Below are 22,033 nucleotides of genomic sequence, written 5' to 3'. Positions count from 1 at the left end.
GCACGTATGGGCACCTGGTCGAAGGTGCGGCGCGTCTTCAAGCGGGACGCGAACATCATCACCGCCGAGGATCTGCTGAACCTGTCCCGTGAGGGCCGCCTCGGCGGCAGCGGCGTGCACGTCACCAACGACACCGCACTGCGGCACTCCGCAGTCTGGGGAGCACTGCGGCTGCGTGCGGACCTGGTGTCGATGATGCCGATCGACGTCTACCGCATGGTGCAGGGCCTGCAGGTGGAGGTGTCGAAGCCTCCCGTCCTGGTCACTCCGGGCGGGCAGCAGGTCGGCATCAAGGAGTGGATGTACTCCACCCAATTCGACCTGGACCGGGCGGGGAACTGCTTTGGGCTGATCACCGAACGCTCGGGCGTGATCGGACCGGACGGGCGGGGCCTGCCTGGGCGCATCGACCTGGTGAACCTGGGGGACGTCACGGTCCGCGCCAACGGCTCGCAGATCACGAAGTACAAGATCTGTGGAGCCGAGTACGACCCGTGGGACGTCTGGCACGAGAAGCAGTACACCGTGGCCGGGCTGCCGTTGGGTCTGTCCCCGGTGGCGTATGCGGCGTGGACGATCGAAGAGTCCCTGAACGCGCAGCAGTTCGCCCGGGACTGGTTCGCGGCCGGCGTCGTCCCCTCGGGCACGCTGAAGAACACCAACAAGCTGCTCGACAAGAAGAACGCGCGGGAGGCGAAGGAGTCGTTCCGCGCGGCAGTCTCCAACGGTGACGTGTTCGTGCACGGCGCCGACTGGGAGTACAAGCCCATCCAGGCTGTGGCGCAGCAAACCCAGTTCATCGAGGCCCGCCAGTACGGGCTCGGGGACATCGCCCGGTTCTTCGGTGTGCCCGGCGACATGATCGACGCGGCTGTGTCGGGCAGCAGCATCACCTACGCCAGCATCACCCAGCGCAACCTGCAGTTCCTCATCATGCATCTGGGGCCGGCCGTGGGCCGCCGTGAGGACGCGTTCAGTCGCAAGCTCGTGTCCGGGCCGCGCTACGTCAAGTTCAACGCCGATGCGCTGCTGCGGATGGACCCGGAGGCCCGCGCGCGGACGATCGCCAGCCAGATCAATTCAAGGACGCTCGCCCCGTCCGAGGCGCGGGCCCTCGAGGACCGGCCGCCGTTCACCGAGAACCAGCTGGCCGAGTTCGACCGGCTCTTCGGTTCGCGCTCCGTGCCCACGCCACCTCCGACCGCCCCGACGGGAGCAACGTCATGACCGTTTCCACGCTCGCCGCCGCGGCGGCGGAACGAGCCCAGCACGTGCGCCAGCGCGCCGACCGGCCCTCGCAGCGCCGCAGCGGCGAGCAGACCGGCTCCAGGGCCGTCGTGCGGGGCGCCCTGTCCGGCGTCCAGGTCCGCGATTCCGTCGACGGCGGCACGCTGGAGTTCCGCGGGCACGCCTCGGTGTACGAGCAGGGCTACGAGATGTGGGACATGTTCGGCCCGTACACGGAGATCGTGTCGCAGGGCGCCGGTACGGACTCCCTGGCGCGCGGTGACCTGGACGTGCCGCTTGTGCTCGGGCATGACCAGCTGCGGCGCCTGGCACGGACGACGACCGGCACGCTGGTCCTCACCGAGGACGACGCGGGGCTGTCCGTCCACGCGCCCGCCCTGGACCCTGCAGACCACGATGTCGCGTACATCGCGCCGAAGCTGCGGGCGGGGCTGATCGACGAGATGTCGTTCGCGTTCCGCATCGAGTCCGGCCAGTGGTCCCCGGACTACACCGAGTACCGCATCAACCGGTACGACATCCACCGCGGCGACGTCGCGATCGTCGGCTACGGCGCCAACCCGTACACCGGGGCGAGCATGCGCCAGCCCGCAGCCGCAGTGAACAGCCGGGCCCGCGCGCTCCTGGAACTCGCCATCGCCCGCTGACCCCTTGAGTTTCCCGCCGCCCGGCGGGAGTTCTGCCCTGCGCTTCACGCGCACGAGCCCACCCGGCGCCAAGGCCTCGGGTGGCCGTCTGACCTGGACACGGGGCGCCTGGAATCCATGAGAAGAGAGGACCGACGAGATGACTCTCGCCGAGCTGATCGCCCAGGCGCGCACCGCGCTGGACACGGCGATCACCACCCGACAGCAGGAGCAGGACGCGCTGGTCGCGCTCCGCTCCGACGAGAACCTGACCGAGGACGCCGTGCGCGCCCAGGTCGAGCGGCGTGACACGGCTGACGCCGAGGTCACCCGTCGGCAGACCGCCCTCGATGAGCTGCTCGCCGAGGAGGCCCGCGAGGCGGAGATCGCCGCGCTGCAGGCCCGTAACACCCCGGCCGCAACCCGAGCGCCGGCCTACGACCAGGTTGCCCGTGTGGGCGCCGAGGAGCGCACGTACCGGGCCGACCAGGACCGGCGCGGCCAGCACTTCGAGCGGGATGTCGCCGCGGCGTTCCTGGGCGACTACGAGGCCCGTGACCGGCTGGCCCGGCACATGGCCGAGGAGCGGACGCTTCGCGGCGACCAACTGCAGCGTGCGGCCGGTACGGGCGCGTTCTCCGGTCTGGTGGTGCCGCAGTACCTCACCGACCTGTACGCCCCGGCAGCGGCCGCCCGGCGCCCGTTCGCGGACGCCTGCCGTCACCACGACCTGCCCGCGCAGGGCATGACGGTCAACCTGTCCCGCATCACCACGCCGACCAGCACCGCGATCCAGGCTTCGGAGAACACGGCCGTCGCCAACCAGGACATCGACGACACGCTGCTCACGATCCCGGTCCAGACGATCGCGGGTCAGCAGACCCTGTCCCGGCAGGCGATCGAGCGCGGCTCGGGCGTGGAGCCGATCGTCCTGGACGACCTGTTCCGCCGCTACGCGACCACGCTGGACAACACGCTGCTCAACCAGGCGACGACCGGTCTGGCCGCCTCGGCGACGACCATCACGTACACCTCGGGTGCTCCGAAGGTGGTGGAGGCGTACCCGCAGGTCATCGCGGGCCTGTCCGGCGTCGAGTCCGCGATGCTCGACATGGCCTCCGGCGAGAACATCGTCGTGATGCACTCGCGGCGCTGGTACTGGCTGCAGAACGGCCTGTCCTCGACGTGGCCGCTGATCTCGCAGCCGGGCATCGCCGCGCAGATGGGCGGCAACAACCTCGCCAACACCTACGGGTCCGGGGTGCGCGGTGTTCTGCCGAACGGCACTCCGGTGATCGTCGACAACAACGTGGTGACGAACCTCGGCGCTGGCACCAACCAGGACGAGATCTACGTCGCCGACCGCAACGAGTGCCACCTGTGGGAGGACCCGTCGGCGCCGATGTTCATCCGGGCCGAGCAGCCCGCGGTCGCCAGCCTCGGTGTCCTGCTGGTCGTGTACGGGTACGCCGCGTACACGCATTCGCGGTACTCGCAGGCCCAGAAGGTCACCGGTACCGGTCTGGTCGCGCCGGCCTTCACCGGCGTCTGATCCCTCGCCATGCAGGGCCCGCCCCACACCGGGGCGGGCCCTCGTGGTCCGCCCAACTCTCTGGAGTCCGCCATGAGCGAAGACCCGATGGTCGCCGCGCTGCTGCGTGAGCGTGAGGGCCTGGTCCAGTCCGGTCTCACCGACCGCGTTGCCCAGGTCGACGAACAGCTGCGGCTGCACGGCGTCCAGCCGCCTGCCTCCGGCAAGTCCGAGTCCGCCAAGCCGTCGTCCCGGTCGACGCCGCCCAAGGGCCGCAGGGCACGGAGCACGGAGACCGCCTGATATGGCCACCGAGTACGCCACCCGTGACGAACTCAAGGCGCAGTTGGGCATCGAGGTCGCCGACACGACTCGGGACGCTCTGCTGGACAAGGCGCTCACGGCCGCGTCGCGCGGCATCGACCGGGCGACCGGGCGCCGGTTCTGGCTGGACGATGTCGCCACGGCGCGCACCTACCGGCTGTACCAGCGGATCGTCCGCGAGGAAGACGGGAACGTGCTCCTGGTCGACGACATCGGCAGCATCACCGGGATGACGGTGGAGTCCGCGTCGACCGCGGGCGGCACGTACACGACCGTCACCGGCTACGAGGCGACGCCCGACAACGCTCTGGCCGACGGCAACCCGATCACTGGGCTGCTGCGGCCCAACAGCATCTGGGGCACCTCGTTCACCCGCATCCGGGTCACCGCACACTTCGGCTGGCCGGACGTCCCGCACGACATCGCCCAGGCCTGTCTCATCCAGGCCACCCGGCTGTACAAGCGCAAGGACTCCCCCGAGGGCATCATCGGCTCGGCCGAGTGGGGCTTGCGGAACCTGTCCCGCCGGGACCCGGACGTGTGGGCGCTGATCGAGCCGTACATCCTGCCGGGCTTCGGATAGGGGACACCATGCAGATTTCCGCCATTCGCGACGCCCTCGCCAGCGCGGCCCGGGCGGTCGTCATGCCGGACGGCATCGCCAAGCTGACCTGTACGGGCTACGTCCCGGATGCCGTGGTCGCGCCGCACTTCTTCGTCGCCGAGTACGAGCAGGAATTCGACCGGGCCATGGCCCGCGGCTTGGACGAGCTGACGTTCACCTGCCGGGTGCTGGTCTCCCGCGCGGATGACCGCTCGGCCCAGCGGCTCCTCGACGGCATGCTGTCCGGCTCCGGTCCGGGGTCGCTGAAGGCCGCGATCGAGGTAGCACGCGGGGCGCCCGGCCAGTACGCGCTGGGTGGTCTGGCCCACGATCTGCACGTCATGCGGATCCAGGGCTACCGCTGGTACGAGCACGCCGACGCCACCTATGTCGGCGCCGAGCTGATGATCAAGGTCATCGGAGACGGGAACACCTGATCATGAGAATCCGCATGTTGGTCGACATGCCCGAAGGCGCCGCGCGCAACGGCGAACCGTGGCCCGCCAAGGGCAAGACCGCCGACCTGCCCACCGCCGAGGCCAGCCACCTCGTGGCCTCCGGTATCGCCGAGGAAGTCCCGCAGAACGCTGAGGACGAGGCCGACCAGGCGCCGGCCGAGCCGCGCCGCGGCCGTCGCAAGGCAACCGCCGAGGGGGAGGAGTGACGTGGGCAAGACGATTCTCACCAACGTGCGCGCCTTCGCGGTCGGCGTCGACCTGACCGGCAACTCGAACAAGGTCGAACTGAGCAGCGAGGTCGAGGACAAGGACGCCACAAACTACGCCTCGAACGGGTGGAAGGAGGTCCTCGGCGGCATCGCCTCGGCGGAGATCTCTGCGGAGGGCCAGTGGGAGGCCGGCGACCCCACGGAGGTCGACGACGGATCCTGGGCCACCATCGGCGGCGTCGGCCCCTGGTCGGTCAGCGCCAACAACGCCGCGAACGTCGGAGACCTGGCGTATTTCACGAACGCGCTGCGCTCGGACTACAAGCTGTTCGATGCCGTCGGCGAGATCGCCCCGTGGTCTGGCACCGCCAAGAGCAGTTGGCCTCTGGTCCGCGGCCAGTTCGCCCACCCGCCCGGCACTGCCCGCACCACGACGGGCACCGGGACCAGCCTCAACCTCGGCGCCGTCCTCGCGGGCAAGCGTCTGCACGCCGCCCTGCACGTGCTGTCCGTGGCCGGCACCACGCCGAGCCTGACCGCCCGCGTCGAATCCAGCGTCGACAACACGTTCTCGGCGCCCACGACTCGGCTCACGTTCACTGCCGCGACCACAGTGGGGGGCCAGATCCTGCGCACCGCCGGGACGGCGATCACTGACCCCTGGTGGCGCGTTGCCTGGACGATCTCCGGCACAACGCCATCGTTCCTGTTCGTCGCCACGCTCGGCATCCAGTAGCCGCTACACCCAGTCCGGCCCGTTCCGGGCCCGTCGTCATGCCCTGAAAGGGGGCCGCCGTCATGCCCAAGATGGTTCTTCTCGCTCAGTTCCTGTCGATCAACGGCCAGACCCTGAACACCTTCACCAAGAAGGCCGAGTTGTCGGTCGAGGTCGAGGACAAGGACGTCACCAACTACGCCAGCGCGGGCTGGAAGGAAGTCCTCGGCGGCCTGAAGTCCGGCGAGCTGGCTGTCGAGTTCCTCCAGGACTTCGCCGCCTCCCAGCTCGACGCGACCATGTGGCCGCTGCTGGGGACCGTGGTGCCGTTCGAGGTCCGCCCCGACGTGGCGGCGGCCAGCGCCACGAACCCCAAGTACACCGGCAACATCCTGATCAAGGGATGGAACCCGATCGAGGGCAGCGTCGGCGACGAGGCCACGGTCGGCCTGTCCTTCCCCACCTCCGGCGCCGTGACGCGCGCGACCAGCTGATGGCCGGCGGAGGCCCGCCGTTCAATCTGGGCGTCGAGACCGTCGAGGGCCTGGACGCCCTGGTGCGCGCGATCCGGGCCGAGGAGGACGGCAAGCAGCTCCGCAAGGAGCTGGCGCGGGACATGCGCGAGGCCCTCAAGCCCGGAGCGGCCGAGGCGAAGTCGCAGATCATGTCGATGTCCTCGGCGGGTCTGCGGACCGCCCCGGCTCTGCGGGCGTCGATCGCGCGGAAGATTCGGCCCGAGGTGAAGCTGGGCGGCCGCTGGTCCGGCGCTCGCGTGAAGGCCTTCAAGACCAAGAACGTCCGCGGGTTCCCCAACGCGCCCAAGCGGACGAACAGCGCCAGCGGCTGGCGTCACCCGGTCTGGGGCAACCGCGAGGTCTGGGTGCAGCAGCGCGGCAAGGTCGACTGGTTCGACCGCAGCTTTCAGGGGCGCGAGGGCGTCTATAAGGCCGCTGTCGAGGCGGCGATGGAGAACATGGCCCGGCGCATCGCCGACCGGGCCCGATAGGGAGAGCGATGTACCTGGTCTACAGCCCCGAGGGCAGCGACGAGCCGAAGCGCTGGAAGTACAACCCGCGCAAGGTCATGTCCGCCGAGCGGGAGAACATCGAGCGGATCACCAGCCGCAACTGGTCCGAGTTCACCAAGGACGTCATCCAGGGATCGTCCCTGTGCCGCCGGGCCCTGCTGTACACCTACCTCAAGCGCGAGCACCCCACGGTCAAGTTCGACGACGTCGATTTCGCGTGGGACGAGCTGAAGCTGGAGTACAGCAAGGGCGAGCTGGCCGAGATGCGGGAGGCCGTCGCCGAGTCCGCGTCCGGCGACGAGCGTGCCGCCGTCCTCGCCAAGCTCGACGCCGAGATCGCCGAGGCCTACGAGGACCCCGAGGACGAGGGAAAAGCCCAGCTGCCCGTCGCCGACTGAGCCGGATCGGCGACGCCGCCCACCTGCTCGGCATGCGGCCACGGGACTGGGACGCGTGCACCGTCGAGGAAACCGACGCGCTCCTCGACTGGCTCGACGCATACGAGGAAGCCCAGCGCAAGGCCAGTGAAGAACTGAAAAGGGGCTGACGCCCCCTGGTGAAGGGGGTGTTCGGCGTGAGCGACACGTCGCTCGTGTTTAACCTGGTCGCTCGGGATCGGACCGGCGAGACCCTGTCACGGGTCCGGGAACGGTTCGACACCGCGGCCGCCGGCATCGGCGCAGGCGTTGCGGGCGCGCTCGGCGTCGGTGTCGCGGCCAGCCTCGACATGTCGGCCGCCAGCAGCAAGTTGGCCGCGCAGCTCGGCATCGGTCCCGAGAAAGCGGCCGAGCTGTCCAAGGTCTCCGCCAGCGTCTACGCCAACGCGTGGGGCGATTCGATCCAGACCGTTGACGACGCGATCCGTGGCGTCTACCAGAACATCGGCGATGTCTCCCAGGTCGAGGGCGGGCTCGAGGGGATCACCACCAAGGCACTTGCCCTGGCAGACACCTTCGACCAGGAGGTCGGGCCCACGACAGCGGCCGTCGGCCAGATGCTGAAGACCGGTCTGGCGAAGAATGCCGACGAGGCGTTCGACATCCTGACCCGCGGCTTTCAGACCGGCGCCAACAAGGCCGACGACCTGTTGGACACCGTCAACGAATACGGGACCCAATGGAGAAAATTCGGCCTCGACGGCAAGACCGCCATGGGGCTGCTCTCCCAAGGCCTCAAGGGCGGCGCGCGCGACGCCGACCTGGTCGCGGACAGCATCAAGGAATTCAGCATCCGGGCCGTCGACGGCAGCACCACCACGGCGCAGGGCTTCAAGGCCATCGGCCTGAGCGCCGACGACATGGCCACACGGATTGGCAAGGGCGGCTCCTCGGCCGCCTCGGCCCTCGACATCACCCTCGACCGGCTGCGCGGCATCAAGGACCCGGTCGCGCAATCCCAGGCCGCCGTCCAGCTGTTCGGAACCCAGGCCGAGGACCTAGGGGCCGCGCTCTACTCACTGGACCCGTCCTCGGCCGTCGACGCACTGGGGAAGGTCGGCGGCGCCGCCGACAAGATGGCGAAGACGGTCGGCGATACCCCGGCCTCGGCGCTTGAGTCCTTCAAGCGCAAGGCCGTGACGAAGCTGGCCGAGGTCTCCGGGACGTTCATCCAGTTCGCCACGGAGAACCAGGGCGTGTTCCAACCGCTGGTGTACACGCTGATGGGTCTGGCGGGCACGGTCCTGGTCGTCCGCGCGGCGATGGTGACCTACTCGACCATCTCAGCCGTGGTGGCTGGCGCCAACGCCATCATCTCCGCCTCGGCCTGGACCGTCATCGGTAACTGGATGCGGATGATGGGCATCGGTCTCATGGCCTACCTGCGTATCGCCGCCGGGGCGGTGGCTTCCGCGCTGACGACCGCGGCCGCCTGGACCGGCTCCGCGCTCGTCTCCATCGGCACCTGGGTCCTCGCGGTCATCCGGGCCGCGGTCGTCTCCGGCGCCCAGTTCCTGCTCATGGCCGCGCGCGCTGTGGCCTGGGCTGCGGTCATGGCCGCTCAGTGGCTGATCGCCATGGGCCCGGTCGGCTGGGTCATCGCGATCGTCGTCGGCCTGGTCATTCTGATCATCGCCAAGTGGGACCTGGTCAAGAAGTACACGCTCATGGTGTGGGACTGGGTCTGGAAGAAGATCCAGGCCGCGGCCGGCTTCATCCTCAGCGGAGTGAAGCGACTGGGGGCACTGCCCGGCCTGGTCCTCGGCTACTTCATCAAGATGCACCTGTGGGCCATCCAGAAGGCCTGGGACCTGGTCAAGTGGATGGCCGGCCTGCCGGGCAGGATCGGCAAAGCCGTCGCGTCCCTGAACAACCTGCTGGTGTCCAAGGGCGTGGCTGTCGTCCAGGGACTGTGGCGCGGTATCAGCAGCATGGGCGGATGGATCAAGTCCAAGCTGATCGGCTGGGCCAAGTCGGCGATCCCTGGCCCGATCGCGAAAGCGCTCGGGATCGCCAGCCCGTCCAAGGTGACGACTGCGCAGGGCCGTTGGATCGCCCGCGGCCTGATCGTGGGTCTGACCGGCTCGACCAAGCAGGTGAAGGCCGCTGCCACCAAGCTCGCGGACATCGTCCGTGACGCCATGGCACCGGGCAAGAAGAAGGCCAAGGCCCTGGCCACCATCAACTCCGGGACCAGCCAGTTGATGAAGCTGGCCAACCACGAGAGTGCCGTCGCGGCGAAGCTGAAGAGCGCCAACAAACACCTCGCCGACCTGATCAAGTCCCGGGACAAGCTGGCCGCCGACGTCAAGAAGGGCGTGCTGGACGCGGCCAACATCACCCAGAACACCAGCGGAGGCCCGGTCACCGGCGACACCATCCTGACCAGCCTTCAGACCAAACTCGCCCAGGCCAAGCAGTTCGCCGCGAACCTCGCCCAGTTGCGGAAGAAGGGCGTCCGAGGCGACCTGATCGCGCAGATCGCGCAGGCGGGTGTCGAGGGGGGCTCGGCGGCCGCGACCGCGCTGGCCACGGCGGACAAGGGCACCATCAAGCAGATCAACGCCACCCAGGGCCAGCTCGTCTCGGCCGCCGGCCAGGCCGGGTCCGCTGCGGGCGAGGCCATGTACGGGGCGGGGATCAATGCCGCTCAGGGCATCGTCAAGGGCCTGCAGAAGGAACAGAAGGCGATCGAGAAGCAGATGCTGAAGATCGCCGAAGGCATGTCCGAAGCCATCAAGAAGGCGCTGGGTATCCACTCGCCCTCGACGCTGATGGCCGACGAGGTGGGCCGGTTCATCCCGCCGGGCGTGGTCAAGGGCATGCAGCAGACCGCGCCTCAGCTGGATGCCGCCATGCGCCAGCTGGTCCGGCCCGAGCTGTCCGCCCCCCGTCCGCGCCCGCTGACCGGCATGGCACCGCAGATGGGTGCCCAGAGCGGCGGAGTAACCGTGCTGGTGCGGTTCGAGACGGGCCGTGGTGAGGACGACTTCCACAAGCTCATGCGGAAGATCACCCGCGTCCAGGGGCGCGGCAACGTACAAGTCGCCTTCGGGCAGTAGGGAGGCAGGACCGTGGCGTTCCCCCAGACTCCGCTGGACGTGCGGATCGAGCTGCTCATCAACGGCGCCTGGTCCAACGTCACGGCGGACGTGTACACCGCCGAGAAGATCAGCATCTCCCGGGGCCGGGCGGACGAAAGCGCCCGCACCGACCCCGGCAAGTGCACGCTCACCTTCAACAACAGCGCCTCCAGGGTCGCCCCCGGCGTCGTCGGCCGGTACTCGCCGCGCAACCCCCGCAGCGACCTGTACGGACTCATCGGCCGCAACACCCTGCTGCGGGTATCCGTGCCCGGGCCGACGTCGTACCTCGAGCTGGACGGCAACCCGGCCAACTACGCCGGCACCCCTGATGTTGCGGCGCTCGACATCACCGGCGACCTGGACCTGCGCTGGGACGGCGAGACCAACTGGAACCAGAACAACCCCCAGGTCCTGATCGGCAAGTGGGAACCGGCCGGCAACCAGAAGGCGTACATGCTGCGCCTGCAGAACGGCACACTCACCCTGCACCACAGCACCGACGGCTTCACCGGCGGCATCTTCAGCCAGAACCTGCCCGCACTGCCCGAGCGAGCCGCGCTGCGGGCCACGCTGGACATCGACAACGGCGCAGGAGGACGCACCGCAACCTTCTACTGGGCGCCCACCATGGCCGGCCCCTGGACGCAGTTCGGCGCCCCGGTGACCCTGGCGGGCACCACCGCCACCTTCGCCAGCACAGCGCCGCTGCGGGTGGCCCCCGCCGACCTCACCGTGATCCCGCAGCGCTACCCGGTCGCCGGGCGGGTGTACAAGGCCGAGGTCCGCGCCGGAATCAACGGCACTGTCGTGGCCAGCCCGGACTTCACCGCACGGACGCCGGGCACGACCAGCTTTACCGACAGTGCAGGTCTGACGTGGACGCTCCAAGGCTCAGCGGTGATCTCCAACCGGCGCACTCGGTTCGTCGGCGAGGTCTCCTCCTGGCCGCCCCGGTGGGACGTCTCCGGCAAGGACGTCCGGGTGAGCGTCGAGGCCGCCGGGGTGCTGCGCCGGTACGGGCAGGGCGCCAAGCCCCTCGACTCCACGCTGCGGCGCAGGATCCCGTCCGCCCGCCCCCTGGCGTACTGGCCGATGGAGGACGGCTCGTCGGCCACCCGGGCGTCGTCCGCGGTCAGCGGTGGCCAGCCGCTCAGGGTGTCCGGAATCGCGTTCGGTGGGAGCGACTACCCGGCCGGCTCCAACCCTCTGCCCTCGCTCGGCCAGAGCGCCTCGCTGGACGGCCGGGTTCCCGGCGCGCAGGCCGGCGGCTGGCACGTCGAGATGGTGTACAAACTGCAGTCCCTGCCAACGGTCGAGCAGACCATGCTGACCGTGAATCTCACCCCGGGCAGCGGCGGGGTGGCCCAGGTCGTGTGCCGCGTCTCGACCGCCGGGATCCGGGTGCAGGGCCTGGACGGCGACGGCAACGTGGTGGCGTTCTTCCTCTTCAACAGCGCCGACGCCATCAGTGCCTTCACGGGGGTGTGGAACCGGCTGCAGTTCTACTCGGCAGTCAGCGGGTCCAACGCCTACCTCAACGTGGCCTGGCGGGACGTCGTCGCGAACACCTGGTACAACTCACGCACCACCTACCTCGGCACCCCCGGCACCCTCACCGGCATCAAGGGGAGCTGGGGACCCGAATTCCAGGGCATGACCATCGGCCATCTGGCCGCCTTCGACATCGGAGGCACCACCGCCCCCTCCGCTGGCGTCACGGTCTACGAGAGCGCCGACGACGGGTTCAGGGGGGAGACCGCCGGCACCCGCATGAACCGACTGGCCTCCGAAGAGAGCATCCCGGTCACCGTGTACGGCTCGGTGAACGGGCAGGAACGCATGGGGCCGCAGCGGCCGGAAACGCTGCTCTCCCTGCTCGAGGAAGCGGCCGACGTGGACGGCGGCATCTTCTACGAGCGGCGCGAGACGCTCGGGCTCGTCTACCGCGACCGCGCCTCCCTGTACAACCAGACGCCGGCCCTGCTGCTGGACTACACAACGCCCGGCCATGTGGCGCCGCCGCTGGAGCCCGTCGACGACGACCAGACGGTCCGCAACGACATCACCGTCACCCGGGACAGCGGCGCCTCCGCCCGAGCCACCCTCGACGTGGGCGCCATGTCGACGCAGGCCCCGCCGAACGGGGTCGGCGTCTACGACGAGTCGGTCACCCTCAACCTATACACCGACGACCAGCCCGCGCAGCACGCCGCATGGCGGCTGCACCTGGGCACCGTGGACGAGGCACGCTACCCGGTCGTCAACCTCGACCTGGCCGCCGCCCCGTCCCTCGTCGACGCGGTCACAGCGCTGGACTGCGGTGACCGCGTTCAGATCGCCAACCCGCCCGCCTGGCTGCCGCCCGGCCCGATCGACCTGATCGTGCAGGGCTACAGCGAAGTCCTGGGGCACCCCAACGACTGGGACCTGCAGCTCAACTGCACCCCGGCCAGCCCGTGGAGCGTCGGCGTGACCGACGACCCTGTGCTCGGCATGGTCGACACCGACGGCTCCAAGCTGGCCGCAGCCGCCACTGCGAACGACACCGCCCTGATCGTCCAGGTGACGAACGGACCGGTGTGGAGGTGGGAAACCGCCTTCGCTGCTCTGGTCGGCGGTGAAGCGGTGACCGTCAACGCGATCGGCCCCGCGGTGAGCGACGCGTTCACACGCACGGTCAGCAGCGGCTGGGGCACGGCCAGCACAGGCGGCACGTGGTCGACGTCCGGCGGCACCGGCAGCGACTACAGCGTCAACGGCAGTGCGGGCCTGCACTCGCAGACCAGCATCAACATCTCCAGATACAGCGTGCTGCCCGCACCGTCGGCTGATGTGGACGTGGTGGTGAGCGCGTCGACCAGCGTGCTCGCGGCGGGCGGCCCGCACTATGTGGGCCTGGTCGCGCGCTGGCTGGACGCGAACAACAACTACTACGCGCGGCTGGCGTTCAACACGGACCAGACGCTCACCCTGGTGCTTCAGAAGCGGGTCGCCGGCGCACAGACCGACCTTGTGTCGGTGCCCATTCCGGGTACGCACGCCGCGAGCACCCTGTTCCGGGTGCGGTTCCAGGTACAGGGGTCGACGCTGCAGGCGCGCGCCTGGAGGGCGTCCGATCCTGATCCCACGCTGTGGCAGGCGACGGCTACGGACACCGCGCTGACGGCTGCCGGATCGGTCGGGGTCCGGTCGATCCTCTCGGCAACGAACACGAACACGCTGCCGGTCACCGCGGCCTACGACGATTTCACCGTGCTCAACCCGCAGCGCTTCACCGTGACCCGCAGCGCCAACGGCATCGTCAAGTCCCAGTCGGCCGGCACGGATCTGTGGCTCGCCCACCCGACCCAAGTCGCACTCTAGGGGGTCCCTGTGCCATACGAACCTTGGCAGCCCGGGATGGTGATTACAGCCAATCGTCTGGCGTCGATCTCACCGACCTGGCAGACCTGGACGCCGTCGTGGTCGACGACCACGGGTCTACGTCTACCCAGCCTCGGGAACGCGACCCTCTCCTGTGATTTCTGTCAGACCGGCAACCTGGTCGTCTGCTCCTTCGACATCGGGTTCGGAACGACGACGAACTTCGGGGCCTCGCCCACGTCAGCGGACAACTGGCTCTTCGGCCTGCCCGTCGCTTCGGCAGCCGCGTCCGGAGACACGCTGGGGTACTGCTCGCTGCGTATGTCCGATGCGGCGACGCTGATCGGCCGCGTGCAGGCCAACACCAACTCGACGTTCCGGATCTCCGTGGACTCGGGCCGCGTCGACGCCGTCGCCGTCACTGCGGCCGGACTTGTCGACTCGGTGTCGCCGTGGACGTGGGCGTCCGGGCATGCGCTCCATGGGTCCTTCCAGTACCAGGCGGCCTGACCCGTTCCCCTGTTCATACGCCCCGCGCCGCCCGGCCGGGGCCTTCCTTATGTCTGGAGGCCGTATGGCCACCCCCCTGTCTGCCTCGGCGTTCCTCGCGGCCCTGCGCGCCGAGGGCGTCCGCATCGTCGAGGTCGGCGACTGGCCGCACCACAACCGCAACGCCAAGGGCTCGTGGGGGCCGGTGAACGGCGTGATGATCCACCACACCGTCACCAAGGGCACCGCGAACACCGTGGCGATCTGTCGCGACGGCTACACCAGCCTGCCCGGACCGCTCTGCCACGGCGTCATCGACAAGCAGGGCATCGTCCACCTCGTCGGCTACGGCCGCGCCAACCACGCCGGCCTCGGCGACCCGGACGTACTCGCCGCGGTTGTCGCCGAGCGGGCGCTGCCCGCCGACAACCAGGCGACCGTCGACGGCAACCCGCACTTTTACGGCTTCGAGTGCGAGAACCTCGGCGATGGCCGCGACCCGTGGCCGGCCGTGCAGGTCGAGGCGATCGTCCGTACCGCGGCCGCGCTGTGCCGGGCGCACGGCTGGGGCAAGACCGGCGACACCTCCGTCATCGGGCACAAGGAGTGGCAGCCCGGCAAGGTCGACCCGGCCGGGCCCGGGGTGTCCATGCCGGACATTCGCAAGCGGGTGGTCGAGCGGCTGAAGCACGCGGCCAGCTGGTCGCCGGCCGCGCCGAAGCCGCCCACACCCGCGCCCGCGCCGCGCACCACCGAACAGCGGCTGACCGACCTGGAGAAGCGCGTCACCGCGCTGGAGAAGAAGGGTTCCTGACCCATGAAGTTCCTCATCGACATCGCCGAGCGCACGGTCGCCACCTACCTCGAGGCGTTCCTCGGCCTGCTCCTCGCCGGGGCCGTCGTCGACCTGCCGGCGGCGAGGGCCGCCGCCGTCGCCGCGATACCGGCCGCACTGGCCGTGGTGAAGGGCGCCCTGTCCGCGTTCGTCGGCACGCCGGGGACGGCGGCCGCGCTGCCGAGGAGCGACGGGTGACCGTACCAGAGGCCTCGGTGGCCGTAGAGCTCGAACGGCTCCGCGGTACGGTCGCCACCGGATTCGCCGAGGTGAAGGGCTCGTTGGCCGTCCTCGTCGAACGGTCGGAGCGCAACGAGAAGGACCTGATGCTGCTCCGGCAGGACACCGAACGAGACATCGCCGACCTCCGCGCCGACGTCGAAGCCCTGAAGAAGAACCGCTGGCCCCTGCCTGCCATTGCCGCACTCACCGGTGTGGCCGGCGCCGCCACGGGCGCCATCGCCCTGTTCGCACGCTGAACCCCCCAACGCCCCCAGTCACGGTCCCCGCGGCCGTGGTTGGGGGCGTTTCGTCATGCCCGGGGTCAGCGGAGCGCGTCGAGGGCCTTCACGATGAGCGTGCGGGCGTCGGCCCCGTACACGGCCATGCCGCGCAGCTGCTCGAAGGCCTTCACGTACTGGGTGATCTCGGAGGGCTGTGTCACCTGCACGCGGGCCGCGAGCAACTCGACGGACACGAGTGTCTCGTCGTACACGTGGAACAGTTCCTGCGGCCACATCGGCCGGTCTTGGACCGCGCTGGGAATGATGCCCAACGACACCTGTGGCAGCGCCCCCGCCGTGAGCAGGTAGCCGAGCTGCGCGGCCATCGCATCCGGATTGCCCAGCTGGTAGTGGAGCACCGGCTCCTCGATGACCATCGCGAACCGGTGACCTGGCTCGTGAATGATCCGGGACCGCTCCAGCCGGGCGGCGACCGCGTCTGCGACGTCGTCGGGGATATCCCGGAAGCGGGTGATCGAGGTCATCAGCCCGCGCGCGTATCCCTCGGTCTGCAGCAGGCCGGGCACCATCGTGGGCGAGTACACCCGGAACAGCTTCGTCGCCTTGAATAGCGGCACGTAGCTGTTCTGCAGCTGCTTCAGCCCGGTGCGGACTTTGCGCCGCCAGTCCACATACATCGACTCGGCGGTGCGGGACTGGGCGATGATGTCGTCCGCCTGGTCCCCGACGCCGCAGGCTTCGCACCATCGGCGGATGTCGTCGGCGGACGGCGGGGTGCGGGCGCCCTCGATCCGGTACGTCTTGGGGTGGGACCAGTCGCAGCGTGCGGCCAGCTCAGGCCCGGTGATCCCGGCGTCGGCACGGAGTTCTTTCAGGCGCTGCGCGACGGCTTCACGGGCGGCCTGGGCCGAGGAGGACGGGGAGAGAGGCATGAGCTGGCCTGGTCACTTTCGCGTTAGCTGATCTTGTAGTTCTCGTGCGGGACGGCGCGCGCCCACACCGCTTCGAACGCGTCGGCGCACAGCTTCGCCGCGGCCGGGTCCTCGCTGATCTCGCCACCCGCCGACGCTCCGTTCCCGGTGAAGTGGTTCCACCGGACCAGGCGGCCGTCGATCAGCCAAAAGTCATTGCCCGGGAGCGCGATATCTGAGGCGCGCCGGCGAGCCAGCCACCGCACCTGTTCGCCGGCCTCCAGGTTGACGACGGTGCTCGCATGTTCGTACCGGATGTAGTCGCTCACGGGCTCGGAAACAATGCGGGCACGGCGCACGGTCACGCCGCGGGCGACGGTGCGGCGGATGAGCGCTACCCACGGACCCCAGTAGGGCGAGGCGGGGTCGGTGTCACGCTGCCCGGTGCTTTGCCAGTGGGCGAAGTCGTCGGCCTCGCTGGCGACTCCGTAGGCGTCTCGCATTTCGAGGTGGACGGCTGAGCTCTGCGCGCCGTCCAGCAGCTCATCGAAGCTCGGCACGTTCTGCGGCATCGCACGCCTTCCTCAGGATCGGCACCATGCGGGCCGGGATTCGGACAACTGCCTCATGCTCGGGGATGCCTGCTGCGTGGCCGGGGACCTCGAACGCGGCGCATTCTGCTTCGAGTTCAGGGCCTGGTTTCCATCCCTGGATGACCAGTTCGTTCTTGTTGTCGTCGACCCAGACCGTGGGGCTTTCACCTGTGCCGGTGTTCGGGTCGATCCCGATGAACTGTAGGGGCATGACCGCCTCCTGCACGTTTCGTGTTCAGAGATGTACACCACCGTCGTGCGCGGGACTTGGCAGGTCAAGGGCGCAAACAAGACGCGTGTACATCCGTGCACATTGCTGGCTGTGCTGCACACCTCACTCTTAGCGTCGGTGGATACGAGAAACCCCGGCGGCCGCGTGAACGGCCCCGGGCACGGCCAACCTGAGAAAGCAGGCTGACGTGACCAACAGTAGAGGCGGCAGCGCCGGCCTGTCTGTAGCCCCAAACCCGCTCGCCGCCGTCATCCTCCCGCCGTACAACAGCCTCTCCCAGGCGCAGACTCGCGGCATGACGTGCGTGTGGGACGGCGTCGCCCTCACCCCCGGCACGGCCGTGGATCTCGGCCCGCGCACGTTCAAACGCCTCGGTGAACCCACCGCGTGGTTCCCGCGCGCCTGCAAGCCGTGTGCACAGCAGCAGGCCATGGACACGCTGATGCAGCACACCCAGACCTGCGAGCAGTGCGTCGACGACCACACCCAATGCCCCACCGGGCTCGGGCTGGTGCGGCTCGTTCGGGAGGCACGCCGGTGATCTGCGTCCGCTGCGGCAAGTCGATCCGCGAGGGTGAGCGGTACGTGGCCGTCGACCGCTTCTCGCCGTCCGGCCCCGGGACCACGGCGCACGTCCACGAGGAACGCTGCCAGCCCACACCCCAGCAGACCTACCCCACCCGCCGACGCGGCACGTAGGCACACAGGCTCTCGGCGTCGCAGAGGGTCCGATGCCGAGCGCGGCCCGCCCGGACGGCAAGAGACGGGCGGACCGCACACCTGCCGCCAGGTCACCCCGTCCCGGCGGCAGGCCCAACGAACAGCCTTCCATCCAGGAGGAATAGTGACCGTCGCGTTAGAACGCCCCACCGCCACCGGCACCCGCGATCCGCAGGAACTCCTCAACGCGGTCGCCCCGCACATCACCGAACTCACCGTGAACGTGTTCGACTCCGGCATGAGCCTGTGGGATCGCGAGATCGCCCTGCTCCTGCGCGACCACACCATGGTCCGCGACATGGCCGAACGGATCCTCGGCAACGCGATCATGTACGTCATGGGCTCCATCGAGAACCCCGACATGCACCTCGGCGTCGGCAAGCTCGTCGACATCGGCGTCCACCAGCTCATCCTCGACACCCCGGTCTGGTGGGGCATCTGCCGCCTCTACAACGGCGGCCGCTTCAAGCACCACGCCCCGTTCATCGAGCGCCGCCGCGACGGCCTGTGCCTGCGCACCGGCGACTTCCTGAAGAGCCAGGGCTGGCCGATCGACGAGGAACTGTGGGCCATCGACGGCTCGGAGTGCTCCCCGTGTGACGACAAGGTCCCCGACAGCCACTGACCCCGGCTACAGTCGCCCCCGCCCTCACGTTCCCCCGGAGGGCGGGGGCTCCCGCACACCAACGACCTGAGGACCCAGCTGTGCCCGTACCGCACGACATCGCAGCCGAGACCGAACTGTGGGACGCCTTCGCAGAGTCGGCGTTCAAGGAGGACGCCGAGCCGTCGTTCTGCTGGACCCAGTACGCAGGCCACGGCCCCGGCCCCGAACTCCTCGGCAGCCCCGAGTTCGCGCTGGAGATCGGCTGCGGAACCGGCCGCGCCCTCGCCCACCTCTCGCAGCAGGGCGTGAAGGCCGCTGGCGTGGACCTCTCGCCGCGCATGGTCCAGTTGGCCGGCGGGCGGTGGGCGCCGCTCGGGGTACGGATCGAGCAGGGCGAGATCCTCGACTGGCTCGCTCGCGACTGCGGCCGGTACGACGCCGTCTACTCCATCTTCGGGGCGGCCTGGTTCACCGACCCGTCCCGGCTCTTCCCCCTCGTGCGTGAGCACCTGGTGCCGGGCGGGGTGTTCGTGTTCTCCCAGCCGCCGGCCATCCCGGGCGCCTACGGCCCGCAGGGCATGTACAAGGGCGGCTTCGCAGGGAAGGCCATGTTCACCTACCGCTACAGCTACAAGCCCGCCGTGTGGGAACGGTTCCTGCTCCGGGCAGGCTTCGCCACGGCGGAGGCGATGGTGGTGGAGGCCCCGAAACCGGGCCACATCGGCACCCTCATCGTCCAGGCCCGCGTCTGATCGTCGCCCCTTGGCCCCGGCCGGCACCTCGCCGGTCGGGGCTTCTTCGTGTCTTGATCGCCTGCACTTCGGCTGAGCCTCGGCTGAGCCAGCGATCTCTGGCGTGTCGCTCCACGCGTTCGCCAACGGGGCGGTGCACAGTCGGCGCAGGTGAAATCGTTCCTGCGCCGACCGGTGACGGTGGGGCGGGTGGGACTCGAACCCACGGCCGACGGATTATGAGTCCGCTGCTCTAACCGGCTGAGCTACCGCCCCATAGCGGCGTGTCGCGTACAAGTGTGCGCGCCGTCTGCCGCAGCATAGCCGCTCATACGATCTCCTGCTTCGGATGGTCGGCTTCCGCTCGGCTTCCTGACCTTGAGACTTCCGCGTACGCGCCGTGGTTCCCGGGAACATGAAAAAGGACCCCCAAGGGGTCCTCTTCACTGCGCTCCCCCGACTGGACTCGAACCAGTAACCTGCCGGTTAACAGCCGGCTGCTCTGCCAATTGAGCTACGGAGGACCGAAGCTCCCCCGACTGGACTCGAACCAGTAACCTGCCGGTTAACAGCCGGCTGCTCTGCCAATTGAGCTACGGAGGATCGCCTCGTTGCATCGAACGCACCTACCTGGGTATTCGCCAGGGGGCGGGCGCTCGCTGCGACACATACATTAGCGCAAGCAGGGGGGTGCTCCGCCAATCGGTATCCCCAGGCCCCGACGCCGCACCAGAGACCTACGCAAGGGAAGGGTGGCCGCCATGCGCTACCGGCTCACGTTCGTCGCCGGACTGGCCCTCGGTTACGTGCTCGGCACCAGGGCGGGACGCGAGCGCTACGAGCAGCTGAAGAAGTCCGCCCGCCGGATCGCGCAGAACCCCGCGGTGCGCAACACCGCCGAGACCGCCGCCCAGCAGGGCCGTGTCTACGCCGGCAAGGCCTTCCACACCGTCAGCGACAAGGTCGGCGACCGCGTCCCCGAGTCCGTGGCCCAGCGGATGCGCTCCCTGCGCAACCTGAACGGCACCCCGGAGGACGACTGGGGCACCAGCAACACGTAGGGGTACTTTCCGGCCCCGGGCAAGGTGACCCACCCGAGGGGCGCGGGGAACCGCGCGATCAACCACGACGCACGCGCACCCGGCACACCACACCCACCCCCGCGACGCTTGACCGCCCTCGGCGGAAGCAAGCGCCGCGATGCTGCAAAATTCTCCGTATGGGGATAGTCGCCGGCTTGGACAGCTCGTCCGATTTCACTCGCATCGTGGTCTGCGACACGGACACCGGTGCCGTACTACGGCAGGGATACGCGCCGCACCCGGTCGAGGCGCCGGACGGTGCCTCGCGTCCGAGTGACGTGGACCCGCAGGCCTGGCTGCTGTCCCTGGGCGAGGCCGCCGGGGGCGGTCTGCTGGAGGGCGTGCAGGCCATCGGCGTCTCCTCGCAGCAGAACGCGCTGGTTCCGCTCGACGCGCAGGGCAACACCGTGCGCCCGGCGATGACCGGCGGCGACAAGCGGACGCAGATCGCGGCGGCCGACCTGATCGACGCGCTGGGCGGCCGGGAGGCCTGGGCGCAGGCGGTCGGCTGTGTGCCGCAGGCCGCGCAGCCGGTGACCAAGCTGCGCTGGCTGGCGAAGAACGAGCCGGAGAACGCGCACCGCACGGCGGTGCTGCTCCAGGCCCACGACTGGCTCGTCTGGCAGCTGCTCGGCCGGCCGGTGCGCCGTACGACGGATCGCGGTGGCGCCTCGGGCACCGGGTACTGGTCCGCGGCCACCGGCGGCTACCGGCCCGACCTGGTCGAGCTGGCCCTCGGGCACCAGGCGGTGCTGCCCGAGGTGATCGGTCCGGCCGAGGCGGCCGGGACGACCCCGGAGGGGCTGCTGATCTCCGCCGGCACCGGGGAGACCATGGCCGCCGCGTTCGGGCTCGGGATCGGGCTGGGCGACGCGGTCGTCTCGCTCGGGGCGTCCGGGTCGGTGATGGCCGTGCACCCGGAGCCGCTCACCGACCAGTCCGGGATGATCACGTCGCTCGCCGACGCCACCGGCATGCACCTGCCGGTCGTCACCACCCTGAACGCCGTGCGCACCCTGCGCGGCACCGCCGAACTGCTCGGCCTGCCCGACCTGGAGAGTCTGTCCGAGCTGGCGATGAAGTCCACGCCGGGCTCGCACGGGCTGGTCATGCTCCCCTATCTGGAGGGCGAGCGGACGCCGAACCTGCCGCACACGGCCGGCACGATCGCGGGGCTGCGGCGGGAGTCGATGAAGCCGGAGCATCTGGCGCGGGCCGCGTTCGAGGGCATGCTGTGCGGGCTCGGGGACGCGCTGGACGTGCTGCGCGGGCGGGGCGTGGAGGTGCGGCGGATCTTCCTGCTGGGGCCGGCCGCCGAGCTGCCCGCCGTACAGGCCGCGGCGCCCTCGCTGTTCGGGGCGCAGGTCGTCGTACCGCAGCCCGCCGACTACACGGCGATCGGCGCGGCCCGGCAGGCCGCCTGGGCTCTCGGGGTGTCGCGGGGCACGCTCGACCCGCGCACCCCGCCGTCCTGGCAGGGTCCGTCGGCGCAGGTGCTGGAACCGGGCGAGGAGCTGCCCGTGGGCCAGGCGGTGCGGCAGCAGTTCACGGCGGTGCGGGAGCAGACCCACCCGGGGGCGTTCCAGAGCTAGAGGGTGCAGCGGATACACATCAGGGACATAGTGCCGCAAACCTGTTGAATTCGGACGGCACCCGTAAGGCCGTACGAATGTCCGCTGTTGGGTTAATCGGTTGAGGTAACACCGGTGGAGTGTTCGACGATAGGGGCCAAGGGCACACC

General features: G+C 69.6%; 26 protein-coding genes and 3 tRNA genes. 23 read left to right on the top strand and 6 right to left on the bottom strand.

Features of this window, described 5'->3' with window-relative positions; translation table 11 throughout:
- Positions 1-6: 6 nt before the first annotated feature.
- From ACWD5D_RS04565 to ACWD5D_RS04485, 17 genes are all read left to right on the top strand, one after another.
- The gene (locus ACWD5D_RS04565) at positions 7-1,227 is read left to right on the top strand and encodes a phage portal protein (RefSeq protein WP_451371295.1); all 1,221 of its coding nucleotides are present in this window, start codon (positions 7-9) and stop codon (positions 1,225-1,227) included.
- A complete protein-coding gene (locus tag ACWD5D_RS04560) occupies positions 1,224-1,895 on the top strand; it encodes an HK97 family phage prohead protease (protein ID WP_451371294.1) in 672 nt (223 codons plus the stop codon). The genes ACWD5D_RS04565 and ACWD5D_RS04560 overlap by 4 nt, the downstream gene beginning before the upstream one ends.
- A 139-nt stretch (positions 1,896-2,034) precedes the next feature.
- The gene (locus tag ACWD5D_RS04555) at positions 2,035-3,426 is read left to right on the top strand and encodes a hypothetical protein (RefSeq protein ID WP_451371293.1); all 1,392 of its coding nucleotides are present in this window, start codon (positions 2,035-2,037) and stop codon (positions 3,424-3,426) included.
- A 72-nt stretch (positions 3,427-3,498) separates the two neighbouring features.
- Positions 3,499-3,708, top strand: a complete 210-nt coding sequence (locus ACWD5D_RS04550; protein ID WP_451371292.1) for a hypothetical protein — start codon at positions 3,499-3,501, stop codon at positions 3,706-3,708.
- Position 3,709: 1 nt separating this feature from the next.
- Positions 3,710-4,312 (top strand): phage gp6-like head-tail connector protein, encoded by a 603-nt coding sequence (locus ACWD5D_RS04545; RefSeq protein ID WP_451371291.1) that lies wholly within the window; start codon positions 3,710-3,712, stop codon positions 4,310-4,312.
- A gap of 8 nt (positions 4,313-4,320) precedes the next feature.
- Complete coding sequence (locus tag ACWD5D_RS04540; protein WP_451371290.1) at positions 4,321-4,770, top strand: hypothetical protein; 450 nt, start codon at positions 4,321-4,323, stop codon at positions 4,768-4,770.
- Positions 4,771-4,784: 14 nt separating this feature from the next.
- Positions 4,785-4,997, top strand: a complete 213-nt coding sequence (locus tag ACWD5D_RS04535; protein ID WP_451371289.1) for a hypothetical protein — start codon at positions 4,785-4,787, stop codon at positions 4,995-4,997.
- A gap of 1 nt (position 4,998) precedes the next feature.
- Complete coding sequence (locus tag ACWD5D_RS04530; protein ID WP_451371288.1) at positions 4,999-5,736, top strand: hypothetical protein; 738 nt, start codon at positions 4,999-5,001, stop codon at positions 5,734-5,736.
- 62 nt (positions 5,737-5,798) lie between these two features.
- Positions 5,799-6,209 (top strand): phage tail tube protein, encoded by a 411-nt coding sequence (locus tag ACWD5D_RS04525; protein ID WP_451371287.1) that lies wholly within the window; start codon positions 5,799-5,801, stop codon positions 6,207-6,209.
- The gene (locus ACWD5D_RS04520; RefSeq protein WP_451371286.1) at positions 6,209-6,721 is read left to right on the top strand and encodes a hypothetical protein; all 513 of its coding nucleotides are present in this window, start codon (positions 6,209-6,211) and stop codon (positions 6,719-6,721) included. The genes ACWD5D_RS04525 and ACWD5D_RS04520 overlap by 1 nt, the downstream gene beginning before the upstream one ends.
- An 8-nt stretch (positions 6,722-6,729) precedes the next feature.
- A complete protein-coding gene (locus tag ACWD5D_RS04515) occupies positions 6,730-7,140 on the top strand; it encodes a hypothetical protein (protein WP_451371285.1) in 411 nt (136 codons plus the stop codon).
- Between the two features lie 176 nt (positions 7,141-7,316).
- The gene (locus ACWD5D_RS04510) at positions 7,317-10,241 is read left to right on the top strand and encodes a phage tail tape measure protein (protein WP_451371284.1); all 2,925 of its coding nucleotides are present in this window, start codon (positions 7,317-7,319) and stop codon (positions 10,239-10,241) included.
- A 12-nt stretch (positions 10,242-10,253) separates the two neighbouring features.
- Complete coding sequence (locus tag ACWD5D_RS04505; RefSeq protein ID WP_451371283.1) at positions 10,254-13,628, top strand: hypothetical protein; 3,375 nt, start codon at positions 10,254-10,256, stop codon at positions 13,626-13,628.
- 9 nt (positions 13,629-13,637) lie between these two features.
- Positions 13,638-14,138, top strand: coding sequence for a hypothetical protein (locus tag ACWD5D_RS04500; RefSeq protein WP_451371282.1), 501 nt, complete (start codon positions 13,638-13,640; stop codon positions 14,136-14,138).
- Between the two features lie 64 nt (positions 14,139-14,202).
- The gene (locus tag ACWD5D_RS04495; RefSeq protein WP_451371281.1) at positions 14,203-14,931 is read left to right on the top strand and encodes a peptidoglycan recognition protein family protein; all 729 of its coding nucleotides are present in this window, start codon (positions 14,203-14,205) and stop codon (positions 14,929-14,931) included.
- 3 nt (positions 14,932-14,934) lie between these two features.
- Positions 14,935-15,150 (top strand): holin, encoded by a 216-nt coding sequence (locus ACWD5D_RS04490; RefSeq protein WP_451371280.1) that lies wholly within the window; start codon positions 14,935-14,937, stop codon positions 15,148-15,150.
- Positions 15,147-15,431: a hypothetical protein gene (locus tag ACWD5D_RS04485; protein ID WP_451371279.1), complete on the top strand. Its 285-nt coding sequence runs from the start codon at positions 15,147-15,149 to the stop codon at positions 15,429-15,431. The genes ACWD5D_RS04490 and ACWD5D_RS04485 overlap by 4 nt, the downstream gene beginning before the upstream one ends.
- A 65-nt stretch (positions 15,432-15,496) precedes the next feature.
- On the opposite strand, the gene ACWD5D_RS04480 is transcribed toward ACWD5D_RS04485, so the two are convergent.
- The 3 genes from ACWD5D_RS04480 to ACWD5D_RS04470 are packed head-to-tail and all read right to left on the bottom strand — an operon-like array spanning position 15,497 to position 17,131.
- Complete coding sequence (locus ACWD5D_RS04480) at positions 15,497-16,348, bottom strand: helix-turn-helix domain-containing protein (protein ID WP_451371278.1); 852 nt, start codon at positions 16,346-16,348, stop codon at positions 15,497-15,499.
- Positions 16,349-16,371: 23 nt separating this feature from the next.
- Positions 16,372-16,899, bottom strand: coding sequence for a DUF6879 family protein (locus ACWD5D_RS04475; RefSeq protein ID WP_451371277.1), 528 nt, complete (start codon positions 16,897-16,899; stop codon positions 16,372-16,374).
- Complete coding sequence (locus tag ACWD5D_RS04470; protein ID WP_451371276.1) at positions 16,871-17,131, bottom strand: hypothetical protein; 261 nt, start codon at positions 17,129-17,131, stop codon at positions 16,871-16,873. Before ACWD5D_RS04470 ends, ACWD5D_RS04475 begins: the two co-directional genes overlap by 29 nt.
- Positions 17,132-17,339: 208 nt before the next feature.
- Between ACWD5D_RS04470 and ACWD5D_RS04465 the strand changes: the two genes are divergently transcribed.
- The 4 genes from ACWD5D_RS04465 (at position 17,340) to ACWD5D_RS04450 (ending at position 19,231) form a co-directional block, all read left to right on the top strand.
- The gene (locus ACWD5D_RS04465; protein ID WP_451371275.1) at positions 17,340-17,693 is read left to right on the top strand and encodes a hypothetical protein; all 354 of its coding nucleotides are present in this window, start codon (positions 17,340-17,342) and stop codon (positions 17,691-17,693) included.
- Positions 17,690-17,851 (top strand): hypothetical protein, encoded by a 162-nt coding sequence (locus ACWD5D_RS04460; protein WP_451371274.1) that lies wholly within the window; start codon positions 17,690-17,692, stop codon positions 17,849-17,851. Before ACWD5D_RS04465 ends, ACWD5D_RS04460 begins: the two co-directional genes overlap by 4 nt.
- Before the next feature lie 145 nt (positions 17,852-17,996).
- A complete protein-coding gene (locus ACWD5D_RS04455) occupies positions 17,997-18,497 on the top strand; it encodes a hypothetical protein (RefSeq protein ID WP_451371273.1) in 501 nt (166 codons plus the stop codon).
- 80 nt (positions 18,498-18,577) lie between these two features.
- Positions 18,578-19,231, top strand: a complete 654-nt coding sequence (locus tag ACWD5D_RS04450) for a class I SAM-dependent DNA methyltransferase (RefSeq protein WP_451371272.1) — start codon at positions 18,578-18,580, stop codon at positions 19,229-19,231.
- Positions 19,232-19,412: 181 nt separating this feature from the next.
- Here the strand turns inward: ACWD5D_RS04450 and ACWD5D_RS04445 are convergent.
- From ACWD5D_RS04445 to ACWD5D_RS04435, 3 genes are all read right to left on the bottom strand, one after another.
- Positions 19,413-19,486: transfer RNA gene (locus ACWD5D_RS04445), tRNA-Ile, on the bottom strand.
- A 175-nt stretch (positions 19,487-19,661) separates the two neighbouring features.
- Positions 19,662-19,734, bottom strand: a tRNA-Asn gene (locus tag ACWD5D_RS04440).
- Positions 19,735-19,740: 6 nt separating this feature from the next.
- Positions 19,741-19,813 (bottom strand) — tRNA-Asn (locus ACWD5D_RS04435).
- Between the two features lie 158 nt (positions 19,814-19,971).
- On the opposite strand from ACWD5D_RS04435, the gene ACWD5D_RS04430 reads away from it, so the two are divergent.
- Positions 19,972-20,271, top strand: a complete 300-nt coding sequence (locus tag ACWD5D_RS04430) for a YtxH domain-containing protein (RefSeq protein ID WP_451371271.1) — start codon at positions 19,972-19,974, stop codon at positions 20,269-20,271.
- Between the two features lie 158 nt (positions 20,272-20,429).
- Entirely contained in the window at positions 20,430-21,884 is a 1,455-nt protein-coding gene (locus tag ACWD5D_RS04425) for a xylulokinase (protein WP_451371270.1), read from the top strand.
- Positions 21,885-22,033: the final 149 nt, after the last annotated feature.

The sequence above is a fragment of the Streptomyces sp. NPDC002520 genome (genome assembly GCF_053595235.1).
The sequence above is the reverse complement of the archived record's forward strand: the minus strand, read 5'-3'. Positions and strand labels throughout refer to the sequence as shown.

Bases quoted from the DNA above. Each gene is read 5' to 3' on its own strand.
- ACWD5D_RS04565 (WP_451371295.1), top strand. From the start codon at position 7: ATGGGCACCTGGTCGAAGGTGCGGCGCGTCTTCAAGCGGGACGCGAAC.
- ACWD5D_RS04560 (WP_451371294.1), top strand. From the start codon at position 1,224: ATGACCGTTTCCACGCTCGCCGCCGCGGCGGCGGAACGAGCCCAGCAC.
- ACWD5D_RS04555 (WP_451371293.1), top strand. From the start codon at position 2,035: ATGACTCTCGCCGAGCTGATCGCCCAGGCGCGCACCGCGCTGGACACG.
- ACWD5D_RS04550 (WP_451371292.1), top strand. From the start codon at position 3,499: ATGAGCGAAGACCCGATGGTCGCCGCGCTGCTGCGTGAGCGTGAGGGC.
- ACWD5D_RS04545 (WP_451371291.1), top strand. From the start codon at position 3,710: ATGGCCACCGAGTACGCCACCCGTGACGAACTCAAGGCGCAGTTGGGC.
- ACWD5D_RS04540 (WP_451371290.1), top strand. From the start codon at position 4,321: ATGCAGATTTCCGCCATTCGCGACGCCCTCGCCAGCGCGGCCCGGGCG.
- ACWD5D_RS04535 (WP_451371289.1), top strand. From the start codon at position 4,785: ATGTTGGTCGACATGCCCGAAGGCGCCGCGCGCAACGGCGAACCGTGG.
- ACWD5D_RS04525 (WP_451371287.1), top strand. From the start codon at position 5,799: ATGCCCAAGATGGTTCTTCTCGCTCAGTTCCTGTCGATCAACGGCCAG.
- ACWD5D_RS04520 (WP_451371286.1), top strand. From the start codon at position 6,209: ATGGCCGGCGGAGGCCCGCCGTTCAATCTGGGCGTCGAGACCGTCGAG.
- ACWD5D_RS04515 (WP_451371285.1), top strand. From the start codon at position 6,730: ATGTACCTGGTCTACAGCCCCGAGGGCAGCGACGAGCCGAAGCGCTGG.
- ACWD5D_RS04495 (WP_451371281.1), top strand. From the start codon at position 14,203: ATGGCCACCCCCCTGTCTGCCTCGGCGTTCCTCGCGGCCCTGCGCGCC.
- ACWD5D_RS04490 (WP_451371280.1), top strand. From the start codon at position 14,935: ATGAAGTTCCTCATCGACATCGCCGAGCGCACGGTCGCCACCTACCTC.
- ACWD5D_RS04480 (WP_451371278.1), bottom strand. From the start codon at position 16,348: ATGCCTCTCTCCCCGTCCTCCTCGGCCCAGGCCGCCCGTGAAGCCGTC.
- ACWD5D_RS04475 (WP_451371277.1), bottom strand. From the start codon at position 16,899: ATGCCGCAGAACGTGCCGAGCTTCGATGAGCTGCTGGACGGCGCGCAG.
- ACWD5D_RS04470 (WP_451371276.1), bottom strand. From the start codon at position 17,131: ATGCCCCTACAGTTCATCGGGATCGACCCGAACACCGGCACAGGTGAA.
- ACWD5D_RS04430 (WP_451371271.1), top strand. From the start codon at position 19,972: ATGCGCTACCGGCTCACGTTCGTCGCCGGACTGGCCCTCGGTTACGTG.
- ACWD5D_RS04425 (WP_451371270.1), top strand. From the start codon at position 20,430: ATGGGGATAGTCGCCGGCTTGGACAGCTCGTCCGATTTCACTCGCATC.